We start from the raw sequence: 18085 nt of genomic DNA on the forward strand, positions 1-18085 counted from the left end.
AAGAAAAAATGGCACAAGAACAAACCGTCGTCGTCCCCGACATCGGCGACTTCAAGGACGTCGAAATCATCGAGGTGCTGGTCAAGCCAGGCGACAAGGTCGCGGCGAACGACTCGCTCATCACCCTGGAGAGCGACAAGGCGGCGATGGAGATTCCCTCGCCCTACGCCGGCATCGTGGCCGAATTGTATGTAGGCGTGGGCAGCAAGGTCAGCATGGGGACACCGATCCTGCTGTTGCGGGCGGATGAGGGGGCGGAAGCGCCCGTAGCGGTAGCCGCGCCCACCGAACCTGCATCGGCACCCGCCCCGGCTGTCGCCGAACGAGTTGCGCCGGCGCAGTCCGCCGAAGCGGCTCCCGCGGCGCCCGCAGCGCCTGCGGTCGAAAGTGCGGTTGCGGCAGAAGGTACGGGACCGGCCCATGCCAGCCCCGCCGTCCGCCGCTTCGCCCGCGAACTCGGCGTCGATGTGGCGAAAGTCCGCGGCACCGGCCCCAAGGGCCGCATCCTGAAGGCCGACATTCAAGCCTTCGTGAAGAGCCGCATAGCGCAGGCCGAACGGGCGGGCACCGGCGGTTTCGCCTTGCCGGAGATGCCGGAAATCGACTTCGCCCAGTTCGGAGCGATCGAACGCCAGCCGCTTTCGCGGATCCAGAAGCTCTCTGCGGCCAATCTCCACCGGACCTGGATCACGGTCCCGCACGTCACCCAGCACGACGAGGCCGACATCACCGAGCTGGAAGCCTTCCGCCATGCACTCAAGGCCGAATCCGCCAAGCGCGGCGTCAAGCTGACCCCGCTGCCGTTCATCATCAAGGCCGTGGTCGCCGCCCTGAAAGCCTTCCCGCGCTTCAACGCATCGCTTGCGCCCAACGGCGAAGAACTGATCCTCAAGAGCTACTACCATATCGGGTTCGCGGTGGACACGCCGGACGGCCTGGTGGTGCCGGTGATCCGCGATGCCGATGCTAAGGGCATCTGGGACATCGCCGCCGAGCTCGCCGCCATCGGCGACAAGGCCCGCGGCAAGAAGCTGCGCACCGCCGACCTGCAGGGCGGCACCTTCACCGTCTCCAGCTTAGGGGGGATCGGCGGCACGGCCTTCACGCCGATCATCAACGCCCCCGAGGTCGCCATCCTGGGCGTCTCCAAGGCGCAGCTGCGGCCGCTGTTCCAAGACGGCCAGTTCGTCCCGCGGCTGATGCTGCCCTTGTCGTTGTCCTATGACCACCGCGTGATCGACGGCGCCGATGGCGTCCGCTTCGTCACCTATGTCAGCAGCCTGCTCGCCGACATGCGGCGCATCCTGCTCTAAGTCAAGTAAGGAGTCTCCGATGGCTGAACCCAAGACGATTCACGCCGAGGTCCTGGTGCTGGGCGGCGGGCCGGGCGGTTACACCGCCGCTTTCCGCGCAGCGGACCTGGGCAAGCAGGTGGTCCTGGTCGAACGCTACCCGACCCTGGGCGGCGTCTGTCTCAACGTGGGCTGCATCCCGTCCAAGGCCTTGCTGCACACGGCGCAGATCATCCATGAAGCCAAGGAGGCCAGCGAATTCGGCGTCCGCTTCGGCGCGCCGGAAATCGATCTGGACCAGGTGCGCAACTTCAAGGACAAGGTGGTCAAAACCCTGACCGGCGGGCTCGATGCGCTCGCCAAGCAGCGCAAGGTGACGGTCGTGCAGGGCACCGGCCATTTCGCCAGCGACCACAGCATGCAGGTGGCGACGGCCGATGGCCCGGTCACGGTGAGTTTCGACCAGGCCATCATCGCCGCCGGTTCGCGGGCGGCGAAGATTCCCGGCTTCCCGAACGACGACCCGCGCCTGATGGACTCCACCGACGCCCTGGCGCTGCAAGAAGTCCCCAAGCGCCTCCTGATCGTCGGCGGCGGCATCATCGGCCTGGAAATGGCCACGGTGTATCACGCCTTGGGCGCCGGCATCACCGTGGTGGAACTGATGGACCAGTTGATCCCCGGCTGCGATGCCGACCTGGTGCGTCCGCTGCATCAGCACATCAAGAAGCAGTATGAGAACATCCATCTCAAGACCCGCGTCACCCGCATCGAACCCGAAGCGGCCGGCCTCAAGGTGTTCTTCGAAGGCGAAGGCGCACCCGAATCCGACCTGTTCGACCGGGTGCTGGTGGCGGTGGGGCGCACCCCGAACGGCGGCCTGATCGGTGCGGAAAACGCAGGTGTCCACGTCGATGCCAAGGGCTTCATTCCGGTCGACGAGCGCCAGCGCACCAATGTCCCGCATATCTATGCCATCGGCGACATCGTCGGCAACCCCATGCTGGCCCACAAGGCCACCCACGAGGCCAAGGTCGCCGCCGAAGTCATCGCCGGTCATCCTTCGGCGTTCCAGGCGCTGACCATTCCGTCGGTGGCCTATACCGATCCGGAAGTCGCCTGGATGGGCGTCACCGAAACCCAGGCGAAAGCCCAGGGCATCGAATACGAAAAAGCCGTGTTCCCCTGGGCCGCGAGCGGTCGCGCCTTGGGCATCGGCCGCAAGGAAGGCGCCACCAAGCTGCTGTGCGACAAGGCCACCAAGCGGGTGATCGGCGCGGGCATCGTCGGTCCCCATGCGGGCGAACTCATCGCCGAAGCCGTGCTGGCCCTGGAAATGGGCGCCGACGCGGAAGACATCGGCCTGACCGTCCACGCCCACCCGACTTTGTCGGAAACGTTCGCCTTCGCGGCGGAAATGATCGAAGGCACGATCACCGACCTTTATCTCCGCAAACGTTAGCGGCGGCCGCGGCCCGGGTCAGCGCCCATGATTCGTCCGCGTGAGCAGAAAATGATGCCGTGTCCAGGGGCTGCGCTGTTCGCAGCGTGAACGGCATCATTTTTTTACGCCCCGTCTGCCCGCGATGGAGTTTGGGGACTATCCCGGCGAGCCCCATCTCAATCTCAAAGGAGCGGCGATGGAGCCGAGGCTGGACACGCCAAAGGCCCGCCGCTACCGGACGGAATCGCGTCGACAGAGCGCCCAAGGGCCAAACGTCAACGGCCATGATCGGTGCGTCAACCGGGGCTGCGGCTCCCGTTGTCTCGAGGTAGCCGTGGTCGATCTGACGAAGGGCAAGGTGTGGTTTGCACCCACCGAAGCTTGCGCAACGCCAGACATCGACAAACGGGGAAGCCCCGTTTGGATCGACGCCCGCATCGAGATGCAGACTCTTCGATCGGTACGAATGCCAGATGAGGGGAGAAACGGCTTGCCCGGACGCCGCGCTGCCGCCATGCCTCCCTCTGGACACAGGAAGGAGCCAAATCGGTGGGAGTGGGATGCGTCGCGGAATCAGGCCCCCGAAACGAGTGAGGCACACGCTCGGCCCGACGCTCCCGACGTACGATTCGGAAAGACAAACTTCGCGCTCCAGGGATGCCTAATGAGCGTGATCATGGCCGTCTCCGACATCGGTCTCATGCAGGATCCGTTTCACGAAGGGATCGCTTTCCATGTCTCCGAGATCGGCGTAATCGATGACACTGTAATTGCCTGAAACATCGTGAGGCCAGGGAGCATCCTGAAGGGAGTAAAGGCTTCGCAGCGTCACCGTGACTTCCCGCTCTGGAAACCGCTGGCGGATCACTCCGGGAATGTTTTCCCGCTCCAGCCACAAAATCTCGTACCCGACCCCATCCACCTGTCCGCCGTAGCGCAGTGCTTGACGACCTTCGAGGGTTTCGCGCCCCTCGAACTGCAGCCTTGAGTTCAGCAGGCCCGGATCGATCAGCAGGGCAACCTTGCTCCACAGCGGATAGCGACTCCGTGCTCGTAGATCGTCCGGATTGGATTCCACCACCTTGCGGTCACGGTGAAATACCCGTTCGTAGAAGATCAGTCCCTTGACACTGCGTCGCCAGATTTCCCCTTCATCTGTATCCAGGGAACGCGTTTCCACGAAGTCCGCATCTCGCCAGAAGTGCCAGCGATTGCTCTGGACGTGAGCATTGCCGCCGGTGTCGGAGCTGACCGTTTCGTATTCAGCAGCGATCGGGGGCAATCTGCCGGCATCGATGGTGGGCTTCATGTGAGACGTATGGCCGGCACAGCCTGAAAGTCCTACCAGGACAAGACAGAACAAGAGCGCGTGGATTCGCATGGCAAAGATTAACGAGCGGTGAAAGGGTGCGAAACGCCAGTTATATGGCGCTGAAGCGGCGTCGAACGAAAAGCCAAGGCCGTCCCTGGCCTCGAGAATGGAAAGCCCCGTTGCGTTATTTCATTCTCAGCGCCGCCGCCATGACATGATAGATGACATTCTGCTCCAGCGTGCCCCGAACCAGATGCGCCTGCGGTCCGCTGGCGTAGATCGCCACATCTTCGCCTGCATGAGTTTCCGCGCTCAGGGGAACCATGCCTTCTTGCAAATAAGAAGGGTCGGCGGTATCTGTGGCGGACAGATCCGGCCGGCCGGTTGCGGGATCGTAAGCCACGGGGGAGTGGCCCTCGCTGCCCGCCCCATTGCTCAGATTAGGCGTGAACGTTTTCGAGCCTGCGCCCTGGAGCGGCTTCTTCTTTGCTGCATCGCTAAAAGACGCACCCACATAGCCCGGGCCGTTGGCATAGGATACGGTGGTGTAGGGAAGGCCAAGGAGGTCCAAGGTCGGCTCGGTTTCATTGGCCGCAACGACTTTACCCAGAATTGGATTCCCACGCTTGGGGTAGCCCGCGATGGTGAAGACATGGCTGTGATCGGCGGTCACCAGAATCAGCGTGTTTTTCGAGCTGGTCATCTCCAGCGCCGTCTTGACCGCCTCCGACATCGCGATCGTGTCGGTCAATGCGCGGTAAGCATTGGAGGCATGGTGAGCGTGGTCGATACGGCCACCTTCTACCATCAGGTAGTACCCCTTTTTATTCTTACTCAGGATTTCGATGGCCTTCTTTGTCATCTCTGAGAGAGAAGGTTCGCCTGCCGGATCCAGCGCACGGTCGGCCTCGTAATGCATGTGCGAGCGCTCGAACAATCCCAACAGATGGTCGGTGGAGCCAGGATCGATGGCATCGAACTGGTTCTTGTTCCAGACGTAGGCGTAACCGGGCGCGGTCCCATCCTTGTCCCATTCCTGGTACAGGCTGCGACCGTCGGTGCGTCGGCCCTTCTGATTGGGGTATTCGGGGTCTGTTTCCTGATTCGTGTAGAACTGCGTGCGTCCACCACCCAGCGCGACTTCGAGGCCGTCGCCGTAGGGAAAGTCGATCAGCTGTGCCGCGATGTCCTTGACCGTAGCACCCGCCGGTAACTGATAATTACCTTCCCAGTCCCGATTACCGATGTGAGCGTAGTTGACGGCCGGGGTCGCATGGGTGATCCGGGTCGTCGTCACGACGCCGGTAGACATGCCACGCTCCTCGGCCCGCTCCAAGATTGTCTTGAGCGAATGAGCGGCGACGACGCCGGCATCCGTTTCATCGTGAGCGGTGTTTTGGTCGACGGCGATCGCCCCTTCGTTGGCCTTGACACCAGTGACCATGGCCGTCGCAGTGGGCGCAGAATCGGAGGTTTGCTGATTGGCGCTGGCCGTAACCGCATGGGCCAGATTTGGCATGGTTTCGAAAGCCAGACGGTTGATTTCACCATCCCGACCCTGCATTTGGCCTTCCAGGATGCGAGCGGCGGTGACGGTGGAAACGCCCATGCCGTCGCCGACGAACAGAATGACGTTCTTGGCATAGCGTACGTTGGGTATTTGGCGTCTGAGCTGCTTTACGGTCTGTTCGCCGAGCATTTGCCATCCTTCCGGCGAATTCTCAAAGCTGGCGTCCGCTGCGAAGGCCGGGACCGAGACCAAGCCGAAAGAAATAGCGCTCGCAAGTGCCGTGACAATGGGAAATACAGGTTTCATGGCGGCTCCGTGGTTATCGTTGGCGGTGGTAAGGAACGAGGGAGCCAGCTTAACCAGGCCATATGTCTTATCGGTTACAAAGACGTGTCGGAATAATGAACGCGGTCTTGCCTCCTTCCGAGAAATCGCTCGTCACCCCCTTAGATAGGGGATCAAGCTTCACTGATCGCCAACATCCGGCCAAGCCGAGAGTATTGCCGGCGCCCCCTGGAAAGTGGGTACGAAAAGCCACGCAAGGCAAATGAAGAAGGCCCGCGCGATAGCAAGCCTTTGGGAATCCCGTGTCTTCTGGCGGTGGCGTGGAACCCTGCGCCAAACCTAGGGAACCTCTGAACAAACCCTGCGGGTAAGCTATTCCTGCCCAGAACCCCTGAACGCGGAGCCCCGATGAAACAGACCACCTTCGCCTCCTTAGCCTTTGACCGGAAGAAGAAGCAGACCCGGCGTGAGAAGTTCCTGGCCGAGATGGAGCGGGCGGTGCCGTGGCCGGAACTGCTGGCGGTGATCGAACCGCATTACCCGAAAGCGGGTCGGCGCGGTCGTCAACCGTACCCGTTGGCGACGATGCTCAGGCTTTACTTCCTCCAGCAATGGTATGCCTTGTCCGACCCGGGCCTGGAAGACGCCCTGTACGAGATCGAATCGATGCGGCGTTTTGCGGGTCTGGAGTTGGCCGATGACGCGCTGCCGGATGAAACCACGATCCTCAACTTCCGGCGCCTGCTGGAACGTCACGAGCTGACGGCGAAGTTGATGAACGCCATCAATGACGTGTTGGAAGCGCGAGGGTTGCTGCTCAAGGGGGGCACGATGGTGGATGCGACGATCATCCATGCCGCGCCATCGACGAAGAACAAGGCCAAAGCGCGCGACCCGGAGATGCATCAGACCAAGAAGGGCCATCAGTGGTTCTTCGGCATGAAGGTGCACGTGGGAGCGGATGTTCACACCGGTGTCGCCCACACGGTCTCGGTCACACCGGCCCACGCCTCGGACATCAGCCAGTTGCCGAACCTGCTGCGCGAGGACGACCGGCTGATCCTCGGCGATGCCGGCTACGTCAACGACACCTATAAGCGCGCGGCGCGGCAGGCCGGGGTCGTGTGGGGCGTGGCCCTGAAGGCCCGTCCGAAACGGCGGCTGGGGTCGGCACAGAAACGCCGCAATCGAAAGATGTCCTCGCTGCGCAGCCGCATCGAGCACCTTTTTCGGGTGATGAAGCGGCAGTTCGGCTACACCAAGACGCGCTACCGGGGTCTGGCTAAGAACGCCGCCCAGGTGTTGACCCTGATAGGGTTGACCCATCTCTACCTGAAGCGGTACGCATTGATGACCTGACGGGCGAGGTGCGCCCGGAATCCGCCCCGACGGGCGCATCCGGGGGGGGGATCGCCACGGTAAGTAAGGAATTTCGGTACCCTTCACCCATTTTCAAAGCCTGATTATCAGCGGGATGTGTTTTTACCGGCCAAATCGGGTTTGTTCAGAGGTTCCCTAGGTATTGGTAGTCAAGAAAATAATGTCACTGTTTACTCGCCCTCACCCGCTTGGCGGTAGATGTGGCGGGTGTCGATGAAGAGCACGGTGTCGGCACGAGAAATCCCTCCCGGCCTCCCCTTCTCGGGGGGAGGATTTTCTTTGCCCTTGTCGTTGGTAGATACCGTCTTGCGCGTCATGTCGCAAGCCCGTCATGGGCGGACAAGCGGCAGCGCATCCGCCAAATTCGGCTCCGCTGCTCTTCGAGTCGGCGGGGCGGTGGATGCGCTTCGCTTATCCCCCTGCTGACCGGTGGGCAGTTTCAGCAGCGCTTATTCCTGAACCGTCGCCAGGGACAGCCGGTTGACCCCGGCCTTGTGGGCGGTGGCCAGCACCTTGGCGACGACGGCATAGCTCACCGCCTGGTCGGCATGGACGATGTACAGGGCGTCCGGATTCTGCTGCACCGCTTCCCGGAGCCTGGCTTCCAGCTGCGCCAGATCGGCGATCTCGGTCTTGTCCAGCACGATGCGTCCCTGGGCGTCGATGCCGATCGGGGTCGACTTGTTGTCGTCCGAGGCGGCCACCGCGCCGGTCTTGGGCAGGTTGACGTTCATGCTCTGGGTCAGCAGCGGCGCCGTCACCAGGAACACGATCACCAGCACCAGCATGACGTCGACCAGCGGGGTGACGTTGATCTCGCTCATCACTTCGTCGTTGTCGCCCCCGGTTTTCATGGCCATGGCGGTCTCCTTCACTCGCCCTGAGCGTAGCCGACGGGGCGGTGGGCGGTCTCGGCGCTGACCAGGTGCAGGAAGTCTTCGGCGAAGATTTCCAGCGCCTGCTGCCGGCGCCGCGATTGCCGCATCAAAAAGTTGTAGGCCAGCACGGCGGGCACCGCGACGGCGATGCCGATGGCGGTGGCGATCAGCGCCTCGCCGATCGGACCGGCCACCACCTCGAGGCTGGCCTTGCCGCTTTTGCTGATGTCCTGCAAGGCATGCATGATGCCCCAGACGGTCCCGAACAGGCCCACGAAAGGCGCCGTCGACCCGATGCTGGCAAGGACCGTGAGCCCGATGTCCGACAGCCGCGATTCGCGCTCCAGTTGCCGCTTGAGCTTGCGCTCCAGGGTGGCCACCAGATCGCCGCGGTGCTTCAGGCTGGGGACGCCGTCCCCGTTACCGCTGTCGAACACCTGGAACCCCGCCGTCGCCAGCCGGTACAAAGGACAGACACCAGCCTCCCCCATCCTCAGCCGCGCCTCGTCGAGCGTGGCCGCACTCCAGAATTTCTCCTCGAACCGGCGGTTGCCCACCGCATGCCGCCAGTATTGCCCCCCTTTCAGCAGGATGACGGTCCAGGTGAGGACGGAAAACGAGATCAGTACCCAGAGGGTGACGTTGATGATGAGGGTGGACGTATCGGTGACCATGATTCCTGCCGAGTGCTGTCAATGAGTCAGAGAGAATTCGAGCGGTACCACGACCCAGCTGGCCACCGCCTTGCCGCCCTTGGTCGCCGGGACGAAGCGCCAGCGGCGGACCGTTTCCATCGCGGACTCGTCGAGGATGTCGTGGCCGCTGCTGGCTTGCAGCTCGACCTCTGCCGGAAGTCCCGTGGGCATGACGTGAACCTTCATCGTCACCTTCCCCTGCCAGCGCTGCCTCTTGGCGAATGCCGGGTAGTCGGGCAGCGGATTGTGCAAATAATTGGCGTTGAAGTTCGCCGGGGTCGACGCGGGTATGGGCGTACCGCTGCCGCCTGCCACGCCTTCGCCGCGTGCGGCGGACGAGGTTTCAGGAGGCGGCGCGGCAGGCTCGGCCTTGGCGGCGCTATCGCCCACCGTCCGCTCGGGCTGGACCGGAAGCGGCTTGGGCAGGGTCTTCGCCACCGGTTTGGGCTTGGCGACGGGTTTCGGCTTGGGCGGAGTCACCGGCTTCGGCGGCGCGGTCGGCGCCGGCTGAGCGATGGCTTCGGCCGGCTTGGACGCCGGCGCGATCATTTCCAAGGTCACCTCGATGGGCTGCGCCGGCCGCGCTTCCGGCTCCAGCAACTTCAATTGCCGGTAAGACCACCAGACACCGAGATGCGCCAAGCACACGATCAGCAGAATCACGCTGCCGGGGCGATACAGGGACTCCGTCGGAGCAAGGGGAACTGCGGCCATGGCTGCTAGGGCGAGACCCTCGATCAGAACTCCACGTTCAGCGAGATGTACACCGACCGGCCTATCGCCGGAAGCCTGACCACGGAATTCGCGGTGCTGCTTTGGACGATGTCCACACCCCCCAGCGGATGGTAGTAGAGCTTGTTCAGCAGATTGTCGGCGCCCACGTCCAGCCGCAGGTGCTCGCGCTGGTAGCTGGTGCGAAGATTGAGCAGCACGTAGCCCGGCGTGGTCGGTTCCGCATAGCTCTGGGCCACCGCGGTCTTGCTGTCCACCAGGTTCACCGAAATCGCGCTATCCACCACGGCCGAACCGGCGGGGATGCTGTGCTCCAGCGACACGGTCGCATTCAGCGGCATCATGTGGTAGAGGTTGACCGAATTCGGCGCCAGAAAGCCGTTGACCGGCCAGAACTGCTGATTGTTATTGCACAAGCCCGCCAGAGAGGTCCCCACGTAGGGGCAGCCCATCGAGCGCTGGCCGTCGTTGCCCACACCGCGCACGTAGGCCGCGACCACCTTGGCCGCGAAGCTGCCGGCCGGCGATTCCGGCAGAAAGGCGTAGCGGGCCGAGAAGTCGCCGCCGTACATGTCGGCGTGGTCGAGATTGACGAACTGCATGCCGTGGAAGCCGTTGGAATACTGCGCGACCTTCTGGCCGTAGATGTAGTCGTTCACCCGCGTGTAATAAGGCGTCAGGCTCACGCTCCAGATCTGCTGCCGCTCGTCGTGCCAGTTGGCGGTGAAAGTCGCCGTGTAGGCCGCCTCGGGATTGAGATTCAGATTCCCAAGGTAGGAGTTGCCGTCGCCGAACCAGGTGATCATCGAGTTGGGGCCGGCCCAGGCGTAACGCTCGTACAGGTTGGGGGAGCGCTGTTTGCGCGAGAGGCCCAGCTCGTAGCGGCTGTTGGCATCCGGGGTGAAGGCGGTCGTGGCGGTGGCGTCGAAATTGTGATCCACCCGCGAGCGGTTGGCGGCGTTGAAGGGCGTGGCCCAGAAAGTATAAAAGGCACCGTTGTCATACCCCTGAACCCGGCCGGTGTTCATCCACACCATGTCGTTACGCACGCCGAGCTGGGTCAGCCATTCCTTGTTCCAGTTCGCCTCCCATTCGGCGAAAGTGCCGAGGCGGTTGCGCTGGCCGTTGTTGATGCTCAAGAAATCCTGCGGCTGAAAGACCGGCTGGCCGGGCCACCAGTCCTGCAATCCCTGCTGGAAGTATTCGCTGCCGACCCGCACCGTATGGACGTCGTCCACCGGCAGATGCGCCCGCACCCGGTAGCCGAGATCGGACCCGTCGGCCTTCATCGGCATGGGAGCGGTGTTGCGCTCCTGCAGGGTGTCCATCAGATGCCAGGTCGAGTGGTAGTAGACCCGCGCATCCAGCTTACCCCAGTCGAACCCGTTCTCGTAGCTGAATCCGCCGAGCAGCCCTGTGTTCTCGGCGACGTCCATGCGCTGGTTGGGGAAACCCTGGTAGGGGATGTACTGGCCGGTGACGTCCGCCGAGAAGAAGCCGTTGTCGAGCTTGGTCGAAGCCCGCAGGTTCATGTTGGTGCTCAGGTACCGGGTCGGCAGCACCGTCGGACCACCGTTGCCCGCCATGTAATTGTTGCCCTTGGCCCAGGAACCACCGTAGTCGAAAGCGAAATCGTCGCTGGAAATCGAGCCGCTGAAGTTGTTGCCGAAGGTGTCGCTGTTGCTGCGGAACATGCCGCCCAGCTTGCCGGTGTAGGCCATCTGCCCGGCCTTGGCGAAACCCGGCGCCGCCGGATCGACCGAGATGGTCCCGCCGATGGAGTCGCCGCCTTGGCTGACCGGCGTGACGCCGGCCATGATCGAAGCCTTGCCGACCGAAGCCGGCGCGACGTAGGACAGCGCCGGATTCATGTGATTGCTGCAGGCGGAAGTGATGTTCATGCCGTTGACCAGGATCTTGACACGGTCGTCCGCCATGCCATGGATCGCCGGCAGGCTGGAGACGCCGCCGCCGGTGTACAGGCTCACCCCCGGCACGTCCTTGAACATGCTGGCGGTGTCCATGGTCTGCGCCTTCTTTTCCTCCAGTTGCTCCTCCGGCAAATCTTCGGTTTCGGGCGAAACCTCGTCCGCTTCACCGTAAACGGTGATCTTGTCGAGTTCCACGACGTCCTCCGCCGCCTCGACGCACCCGACTCGAAGAGCAGCGGAGCTGAAAGCGAGCAGGAGCGGCGCCAGTACCCACGTCCCGCGACGGCGCCGGGAACGGATACCGCCGGAATGCGCGCTGGCTGCCGGCAAACCTGAACCTGAATGCGTATTCATGTATTTCTTGGGCTTGTGACGAATCGGCTTCAATGCTTTACAAGTTCTGCGCCACTCAAATTTCAGGGTTCCATGCGGCACGTGGAAACATCGGCATTCAGCCCCCGGTCCATCGTTCTTCGGGTCCTGCAGGAGGATACAAATCATCAGGTTGCGCAAAAGCCGCCCATTTCCTCAGCCCTATTTTTCTTCCGGATTGAGGGGAGGTGGATCGCTTTCCCGGCTACCGCAGCCGCAAAAGTGTGTGATATCACACACATACTGAGTGATATCACACAATACGCCTTCGGAAGCGGAAGACCATGACATGCTATGGTTTTACCTGCTGCGGCGCACTGGGAGCCGGGCTGGCCGGTGACGGCGGAACGGCCCTCGGTTGCGGGGCCGGCATTTCGATCTTCGCGGCCGCCTTCAGCGTCTCGATGTGCTGCTGGAACCTTTTCACCTGCAAACCCCGCGCGATCTGATCCTTCACCTGCTCGAACGCGGGGGGCTGCTTCTCCCGGAAATCCTCGCGCTGGATGACCTCCCAGCCGGCCGCCGTCTGTACCGGAGCGGGCGCCAGCTCGCCATTCTTCAACCCGGCCAAGGCGGTGGACACCGGAGCCGCCAGCTTTTCCTGGCTCTGCCAGCCCAGCTCCCCGCCCTGCGCCTTGCTGGCCGTGTCGGTGGAAAGTTTCTTGGCCAGTTCCTCGAACTTCTCGCCTTTCCGCAGCCTGGCGATGGCATCCCTGGCCGCCGCCTCGCTGGCAAGGACGATGTGGCGCAGCTTGTACTCGGTTTTCTTCAACGGCGCCGACTTTTCCTCGTACTCCTTTCTGATCTCCTCGTCGGTGGCCTTCCCGTGCTCGACGTAGTATTCGGCGGCAGCCTGGGAGACTGCCATGCGCAACGCGTTGTCGACTTTCTCGGCGACCTCCGGATCGGCCAGCAGGTTCAGTTTCTCCGCCTCCTGCCGCAGCAACTCGCGCTGCACCAGCTCGTCCCGCATCTTGTCCGAGGCGCCCGGCGGCCCCGGCCGGTGCTGCTGGGGAATCGCACTGCGGGGAATCGGCCGGCCGTTCACCGTCGCCAGCGGATCGGCCGGTTTCACATCGAGCCGCGCGGAGGCTCTGGTGGTTCCCGGCGAGGTGCCGGAACCGCTGTTCGAGGCATCATCCGCAGGGTTGCAACCCTGGAGAAAAACGGCACCGGCGCAGATCGCCGCGATCAAGGTCGCTGTGTGTCGCATCATTCCTGATTCCTGAAAATACACCCGTTGAAACGCAAAAACCGTGAGTCGGCCAGGAAGCCAACCCGCCTCAGCCTTGTGGCGCCCCAGACCACTTCGGAATTTTGATCCTGGCCACCGCCGACGCCAGGTCCGCCGCCAGCGCCGAAATCAGGGCAAACAGCAAACCACCGAGAAACGTCCGCCAAAACGGATGCATCTCCTGGATTGGGTAAAGAAAATTCATGGCTCCTCCGGATTCTTGTTATATGCGGCCGCCGCCGCGGGTGAAAAAACACGAGCGAAACGAAGCCCGGCAACAATCGCGCCAAGAAGAAAACCACTATAAAACCAGAGACCTATATCAAGACGAACGGATAGGCTCATCGTGATTTCACGCATCCCATGCGTGTCTTCACTCACCACCCCATTCCGGACGGAAGGTACGGACGGCCAGCTTGTCTGTGCGGAGCACGAAAGCGTTTCGCAGACCCAGCCGGCGGAAAGCCCGGAACAGGCTGTTTCCGGCAGGACAAGCATCCGTCTCGTCCGCAACGGAAATTCAATGGCGAAAACGGAGGGTTGCTTCACTGCCTCCGCGATGCCGGTAGGGGTGTTGGAGCTTGCACCTGACCGCAAGCCCACCATCACCCCGGTGCAAACGGCTAACGGCTTTCGGCTGGCGATCCCGGACCAGCCAGCGCGGCTCGCATCGCGGTCCATACCTCCCAGGTCAGCGCGCCGACGTGGCGGTACCTGACGATGTGGTCGCCGTCCACCGCATAGGTCTCGGGCGCACCCATGACTCGAAATGCCGAACCGAGACTGCCGCGCTCGTCGAACAGAACCGCGGCGTAGGGGTCGCCGAGGCGGTCCAGCCAGCCCAGCGCCGTTTCCCGCTGATCCACATAGTCGACGCCGTAGATCGCGATGCCGGAATTGCGGGCGAGATCCACCAGCAGCGCGTGCTCATCGCGGCATGCGGCGCACCAACTCGCCCAGAAGTTGAGCAGCGCAGGTCCCTTGATGTCCTTGTCGCGGATCACCCCGGACGGGTCGCGCAGGGACGGCAACTCGAACGCCGGCAAAGGCTTGCCCAGGAGGGGCGAGGGGAGAGTATTGGGATCGAGGTTCATGCTCTGGAAAAACAGGAATCCCAAAATGGAAAAGATCAGCAGTGGAAGAAGGAGAAAGAGACGGGGCATGTTCGGGCTCCTAAACGTGAAAGTCGCAGCACCTTGACTCTGGGACAAATCCGCCGGGAGCGGATTTCATGCGGCACCCTTCCGTGCCAATCGGGCTTCCTGCCGATTCGTCATCATCCAGGGCGGCGGGTCGCCATGATCGTTGGCGTCTGGCACGAGTCGGCGCCATTCGTGGACCGCGGCCCTCTCCTGGAGACGCCGGGCGTCGATTCATTCCAAATAATCCACACCCCCGCCACGGGCGCGCTTGGCATCGTGGTAGTACTTGTACTTCACCAGGGTTCCGAGCCCGTGGCAGTCGACGCAGAACACCTTGTCGGCATCCTTCGCCCGGAGGAACGCGTCGCGGTTGCTGCCCTCCAGGTTTTCCCTGTTGGCGGACAGTGCGATCGTCCCGTCCTTGCCCGGCGGCGGAATCTTGTCGGCATCCCAGACATGCGGTTCATGGCAGGTGATGCAGGCGATGCCGCCGAAGTCCTCGGGCTCTTCCTCGGCACTCAGCAGCGGCAGGATCTTCTGATCGGAGCGCAGCACCAGATCCTTTTGGGGGTGGCTGAAATGGTGGACCACCTTCTTCTCGCCGACCCCGCCCTTCTGATGGCAGTTCAGGCACAGTCCGTCCCGCTTGAATGGCGTCTCGTCCATCACCGGGCCGGGCTGCGGCTCCACCTTCCTCGCCGCGAACAGGAAGCGGCGGTCGCCCTTGCCGCGGTGCAGGGTATGGCAGCTTCCGCAGACGCCGGATTCGGACGGCAGCTTGCCTTGGGCGTTCTTCTTCTCCTTGGCGGTGATGCGCAGATCGTGATCGGTGCCCACGACGGTCTGCTTCTGCTTGTGGCAATGGCTGCACAGCTCGCCGTCGCGGTCGGTCTCCACCAGCGCGGCGGTATGGGGTTTTCCGCCGTGCACGGCATGGCAGGTGAGGCAGCCCACCGTCTTGATTTCCCTGCCGCCGATCCGGACGGGCTCGTCCAGCTCGACGTTGACGGGATGCACGCCCTTCTTCCTGGCGTCCTTCTCGTCCTCGGCGTGCTGGCGCTCGTGGCAGTTCTTGCACAGGCTTTCCGCGTTCGCCACGCCTTCCGGCAGCAGCGGGGTCTGGGCGCTGCCGTCGTGGACGCGGTGGCAAGTCTGACAGCCGACTTCGGTGATTTCCGGCTTGCCTTTCCACAACACGGGCCTTGCGCCGGATTCGTCCGGTTCGCGCTTGACGTTGACGGGGTGTACGCCCTTCTCGTGGGCCTCCTCCTTGCTCCTGGTGAACTGCCGCAAGTGGCAGGCGGCGCACAGTTCGCCCTTGGCGGTTTCCAGCACCGTGGTCTTTCCGTCGCCGTGGCCGCCGTGGACTTGATGGCAGGTCTGGCAGATCAGCTCCTTTTCGTTGCCGAGCGCGGCGCCTCCGGCGGCCAGTCGCTCGGGGAGCCCTTTGCGCAATTCGTTCTCGGTGGGGTAGCCCTTCGCCTCCGGATGCGGCGGCGGCATGAAGCGTATCCCTAGGGGATGGTTGAGTCCTTTATGGCCTTTTCTCCCCTCGGCCGTCCCCGTAGGGATTGGCGCGTCCACGCGCGCGCCCTTGATCTTGGATTCGTGGCAACGCTCGCACAGATCCCCGCCCCGGTTCGGCACGCGCAGCCAGGCATTGCCGTGGCCGGCGTACAGGGTCTGTGCCTTTTCCGCGTCGGTGTGCGGGGTGTGGCAGGACGTGCAGAGCAGCCGTTTGTTCTTGGTGACCGGGAACGTGTCGGGCAGCTTGTCCTTGCGCGGCTGACGTTCCGCATGGCGCTTCTTCTCCTTCGGGCTTTCGTAGACCGTGGGGTGCTGCGCGCCGTGGTGGATGGATAGACGGGAATCCATGACCGCGCCATTGTGGCAGCTATAGCACATGCGGTAGGAAGCTTCCGGCAGCGCTCCTTCCGCGTCGGCGCCGAGGACCTCGGGCGGCGCATCGCTGGCCCAGGACAAGTGGCAGAGCAGGCAGTCCTTTTGCGACAGCTCGGTGCGCGCGCCGCTTTCCCTGGCCGAGGCGGCACGCTCGGGGTAGCTCACCCGGTAACGCCACACCCGGCTGGCGCCGGTTTCGGCGACGTAAAGCCGGCCATCGCGAAAATGCAGGCCGGTGGGCGAATCCAGCTTGACCGGCTGGCCGTCCGGCGTCCGCAACAGTCCCAGGAACTCGCCCTTGCGGAACACCGAGATGGTGCCGAAATAGCTGTCGCTGACGAAAAGGGCGTCCTGCTCCCGGTCGATGGCGAGGCCGTTGGGCCGGAACAACTCGCCCTCGTCGAGACCGAACCGGCCGACTTGGGAAAACACGCGCCCGCTCTTGTCGAACACCTGGACGCGGGCGTTGACGATATCCACGACGTTGAAATAACCGTCGCGGTCCTGCGCGATCTGGAACGGGTACTGGAACTGCCCCGCCTCCCCGCCGCGCCCGCCGAAGCAGCCGAGCCCCCGGCCGTCGGCCAGCCGGGTCCGGCACACGCGGTGGCTGCGCCGGTCGGCCCAGAAGGCGATGCCGTCCTGCACGCTGACGGCCACCGGCTCCGGCGGCAGCCTCGGCGATGGACTGGCTTGCGGTGATCCGTCCGGCTTCGGGGACGGCTCCGGCATGGGTTCGATGGGCAGGTCCAGCGCCTTCTGCACCGTGCCGTCGGGGCGGAACAGCACCAGCCGGTGATGGCCGGTATCGGCGACCACCAGCTCTTCCTCGGACACGGCGAAATCCATCGGCAGCTTCAGCAGGTCGGCGCCGCCCAGGACTCGAAGGATTTCACCGTCTGGCGACAGCGCCACGATCCGGTGATGGGCGCCATCGAGCACGTAGACCCGGCCCGCGCCATCCGCGGCCACGGCCGAAGGCTGCTCGAAGCCGGCGCCGTAGACGACCGGCTCGGACACCGACACGTTTTGGACCGCGCCGGCGGCAACCGGCCACGGCCCGATCAAGCCGGCGGCGATCGCGGCAAAGCGCAGCACGAGTGCTCCCGCTGGATTCATCGCCATGATCGCTTCAGCGCAGGATGTCGATGATCTTCAGCCGTTCGTCATCGGACTTGTAACGGTCGAAGAACTGCGGGATGACGTGTTTGCGGATGGCCGCGGCCTGGCGGGAATCCGCGCCCAGCGCCGCCAGATCCAGCAGGGGGGTATCCTCGGTATGGCACTTCGCGCAGGCCGGCCCTTCCTTGCTCAAGGGCGTGTGCAGACGGGCCTTGAGCTGCGCCCGGGCGGGCAGGTCGCCGTCCTTCCATTCCCCGGCGACCCGTTCGGCGAATGCCGTTCCGGGCAAGGCGAACGCGGGCTCGCCGTGGTAAAACGGCGCGATCTTGAATTGACCGTCGATCAGCGCCGAATTGTCGATGTTCCGTCCCGTCCGGAACCTGCCGCCATCGGGAGCGGCCGGCCGGCGAGCGGCATAGTCGAACCAGCGGTAATCCAGCCGCACGTCCTCGGGCCGGAAATGGCAGGTCTCGCAGGCGATATAACGGCTGTGCATGTTGAGGAAACTGCGGGTACGGAGTTTCTTGCCGTGCGGCTGGGGGCGGTGACAGCCCTGGCAGTAGGTTTCGCCCTCGCGCAGCGGCGGCTCCACCCGTTTGTGGAACGGAGGCACGGCCATCTTTTCCCTGAGCTTCACGTCCTTGTGTTCGCGCACCTGTTCCTCCGCCTTGGTCAGCGCTTCCTGCGTCGGCACGGCCGACTCGACCCGCTGGACGAAAAGCGGCTCGCCCGCCGTGGCGAAACCGCCGCCGCCCAAGCACGACAGGCACAGCAAAACGCCGTACCCCTGCCGGGGCAGGCATTCGAAAAACCAGGACATCACCAGACTCACGGAACGCAACCTCACCTTATCC

At 63.5% G+C, this 18085-nt stretch carries 16 protein-coding genes; 3 read left to right on the forward strand and 13 right to left on the reverse strand.

Annotation, left to right across the window (positions count from 1 at the left end):
• Positions 1–8: 8 nt before the first annotated feature.
• Together aceF and lpdA are read left to right on the forward strand one after the other, a co-directional pair.
• Positions 9–1313, forward strand: a complete 1305-nt coding sequence (gene aceF, locus GNH96_RS01150) for a dihydrolipoyllysine-residue acetyltransferase (RefSeq protein ID WP_169601521.1) — start codon at positions 9–11, stop codon at positions 1311–1313.
• A 19-nt stretch (positions 1314–1332) separates the two neighbouring features.
• Entirely contained in the window at positions 1333–2754 is a 1422-nt protein-coding gene (gene lpdA, locus GNH96_RS01155; protein WP_169601523.1) for a dihydrolipoyl dehydrogenase, read from the forward strand.
• 643 nt (positions 2755–3397) lie between these two features.
• Here lpdA and GNH96_RS01160 read toward each other — a convergent pair.
• On the reverse strand, positions 3398–4045 hold the full coding sequence (locus GNH96_RS01160) for a hypothetical protein (RefSeq protein WP_169601525.1): 648 nt from the start codon (positions 4043–4045) through the stop codon (positions 3398–3400).
• A gap of 187 nt (positions 4046–4232) precedes the next feature.
• Complete coding sequence (locus GNH96_RS01165; protein WP_169601527.1) at positions 4233–5864, reverse strand: alkaline phosphatase; 1632 nt, start codon at positions 5862–5864, stop codon at positions 4233–4235.
• A 387-nt stretch (positions 5865–6251) separates the two neighbouring features.
• Here GNH96_RS01165 and GNH96_RS01170 point away from each other — a divergent pair, with 387 nt between their 5' ends.
• Positions 6252–7202 (forward strand): IS5 family transposase, encoded by a 951-nt coding sequence (locus tag GNH96_RS01170; RefSeq protein WP_169601529.1) that lies wholly within the window; start codon positions 6252–6254, stop codon positions 7200–7202.
• 191 nt (positions 7203–7393) lie between these two features.
• Here the strand turns inward: GNH96_RS01170 and GNH96_RS01175 are convergent, their stop codons facing one another.
• From GNH96_RS01175 to GNH96_RS01225, 11 genes are all read right to left on the reverse strand, one after another.
• Positions 7394–7540 (reverse strand): hypothetical protein, encoded by a 147-nt coding sequence (locus GNH96_RS01175; RefSeq protein ID WP_169601531.1) that lies wholly within the window; start codon positions 7538–7540, stop codon positions 7394–7396.
• 132 nt (positions 7541–7672) lie between these two features.
• Positions 7673–8083, reverse strand: a complete 411-nt coding sequence (locus GNH96_RS01180) for an ExbD/TolR family protein (protein ID WP_169601533.1) — start codon at positions 8081–8083, stop codon at positions 7673–7675.
• An 11-nt stretch (positions 8084–8094) separates the two neighbouring features.
• Positions 8095–8775, reverse strand: coding sequence for a MotA/TolQ/ExbB proton channel family protein (locus GNH96_RS01185; protein ID WP_169601535.1), 681 nt, complete (start codon positions 8773–8775; stop codon positions 8095–8097).
• 18 nt (positions 8776–8793) lie between these two features.
• Positions 8794–9510 (reverse strand): energy transducer TonB, encoded by a 717-nt coding sequence (locus GNH96_RS01190; protein WP_169601537.1) that lies wholly within the window; start codon positions 9508–9510, stop codon positions 8794–8796.
• Positions 9511–9533: 23 nt separating this feature from the next.
• Entirely contained in the window at positions 9534–11654 is a 2121-nt protein-coding gene (locus GNH96_RS01195; protein ID WP_228719943.1) for a TonB-dependent receptor, read from the reverse strand.
• 469 nt (positions 11655–12123) lie between these two features.
• Complete coding sequence (locus GNH96_RS01200; protein WP_169601541.1) at positions 12124–13047, reverse strand: peptidylprolyl isomerase; 924 nt, start codon at positions 13045–13047, stop codon at positions 12124–12126.
• A gap of 67 nt (positions 13048–13114) precedes the next feature.
• Positions 13115–13270 carry a hypothetical protein gene (locus GNH96_RS01205; protein ID WP_169601543.1) on the reverse strand — a complete coding sequence of 52 codons (156 nt, stop codon included), beginning with the start codon at positions 13268–13270 and terminating at the stop codon, positions 13115–13117.
• Positions 13267–13446, reverse strand: a complete 180-nt coding sequence (locus GNH96_RS01210) for a hypothetical protein (RefSeq protein WP_169601545.1) — start codon at positions 13444–13446, stop codon at positions 13267–13269. The genes GNH96_RS01205 and GNH96_RS01210 overlap by 4 nt, the downstream gene beginning before the upstream one ends.
• Positions 13447–13688: 242 nt before the next feature.
• On the reverse strand, positions 13689–14228 hold the full coding sequence (locus GNH96_RS01215; RefSeq protein ID WP_169601547.1) for a DsbE family thiol:disulfide interchange protein: 540 nt from the start codon (positions 14226–14228) through the stop codon (positions 13689–13691).
• Between the two features lie 210 nt (positions 14229–14438).
• The gene (locus GNH96_RS01220) at positions 14439–17234 is read right to left on the reverse strand and encodes a cytochrome c3 family protein (protein ID WP_169601549.1); all 2796 of its coding nucleotides are present in this window, start codon (positions 17232–17234) and stop codon (positions 14439–14441) included.
• 7 nt (positions 17235–17241) lie between these two features.
• Entirely contained in the window at positions 17242–18078 is an 837-nt protein-coding gene (locus tag GNH96_RS01225) for a hypothetical protein (protein ID WP_228719944.1), read from the reverse strand.
• Positions 18079–18085: the final 7 nt, after the last annotated feature.

This window comes from Methylococcus geothermalis (assembly GCF_012769535.1).
GTDB lineage: Bacteria > Pseudomonadota > Gammaproteobacteria > Methylococcales > Methylococcaceae > Methylococcus > Methylococcus geothermalis.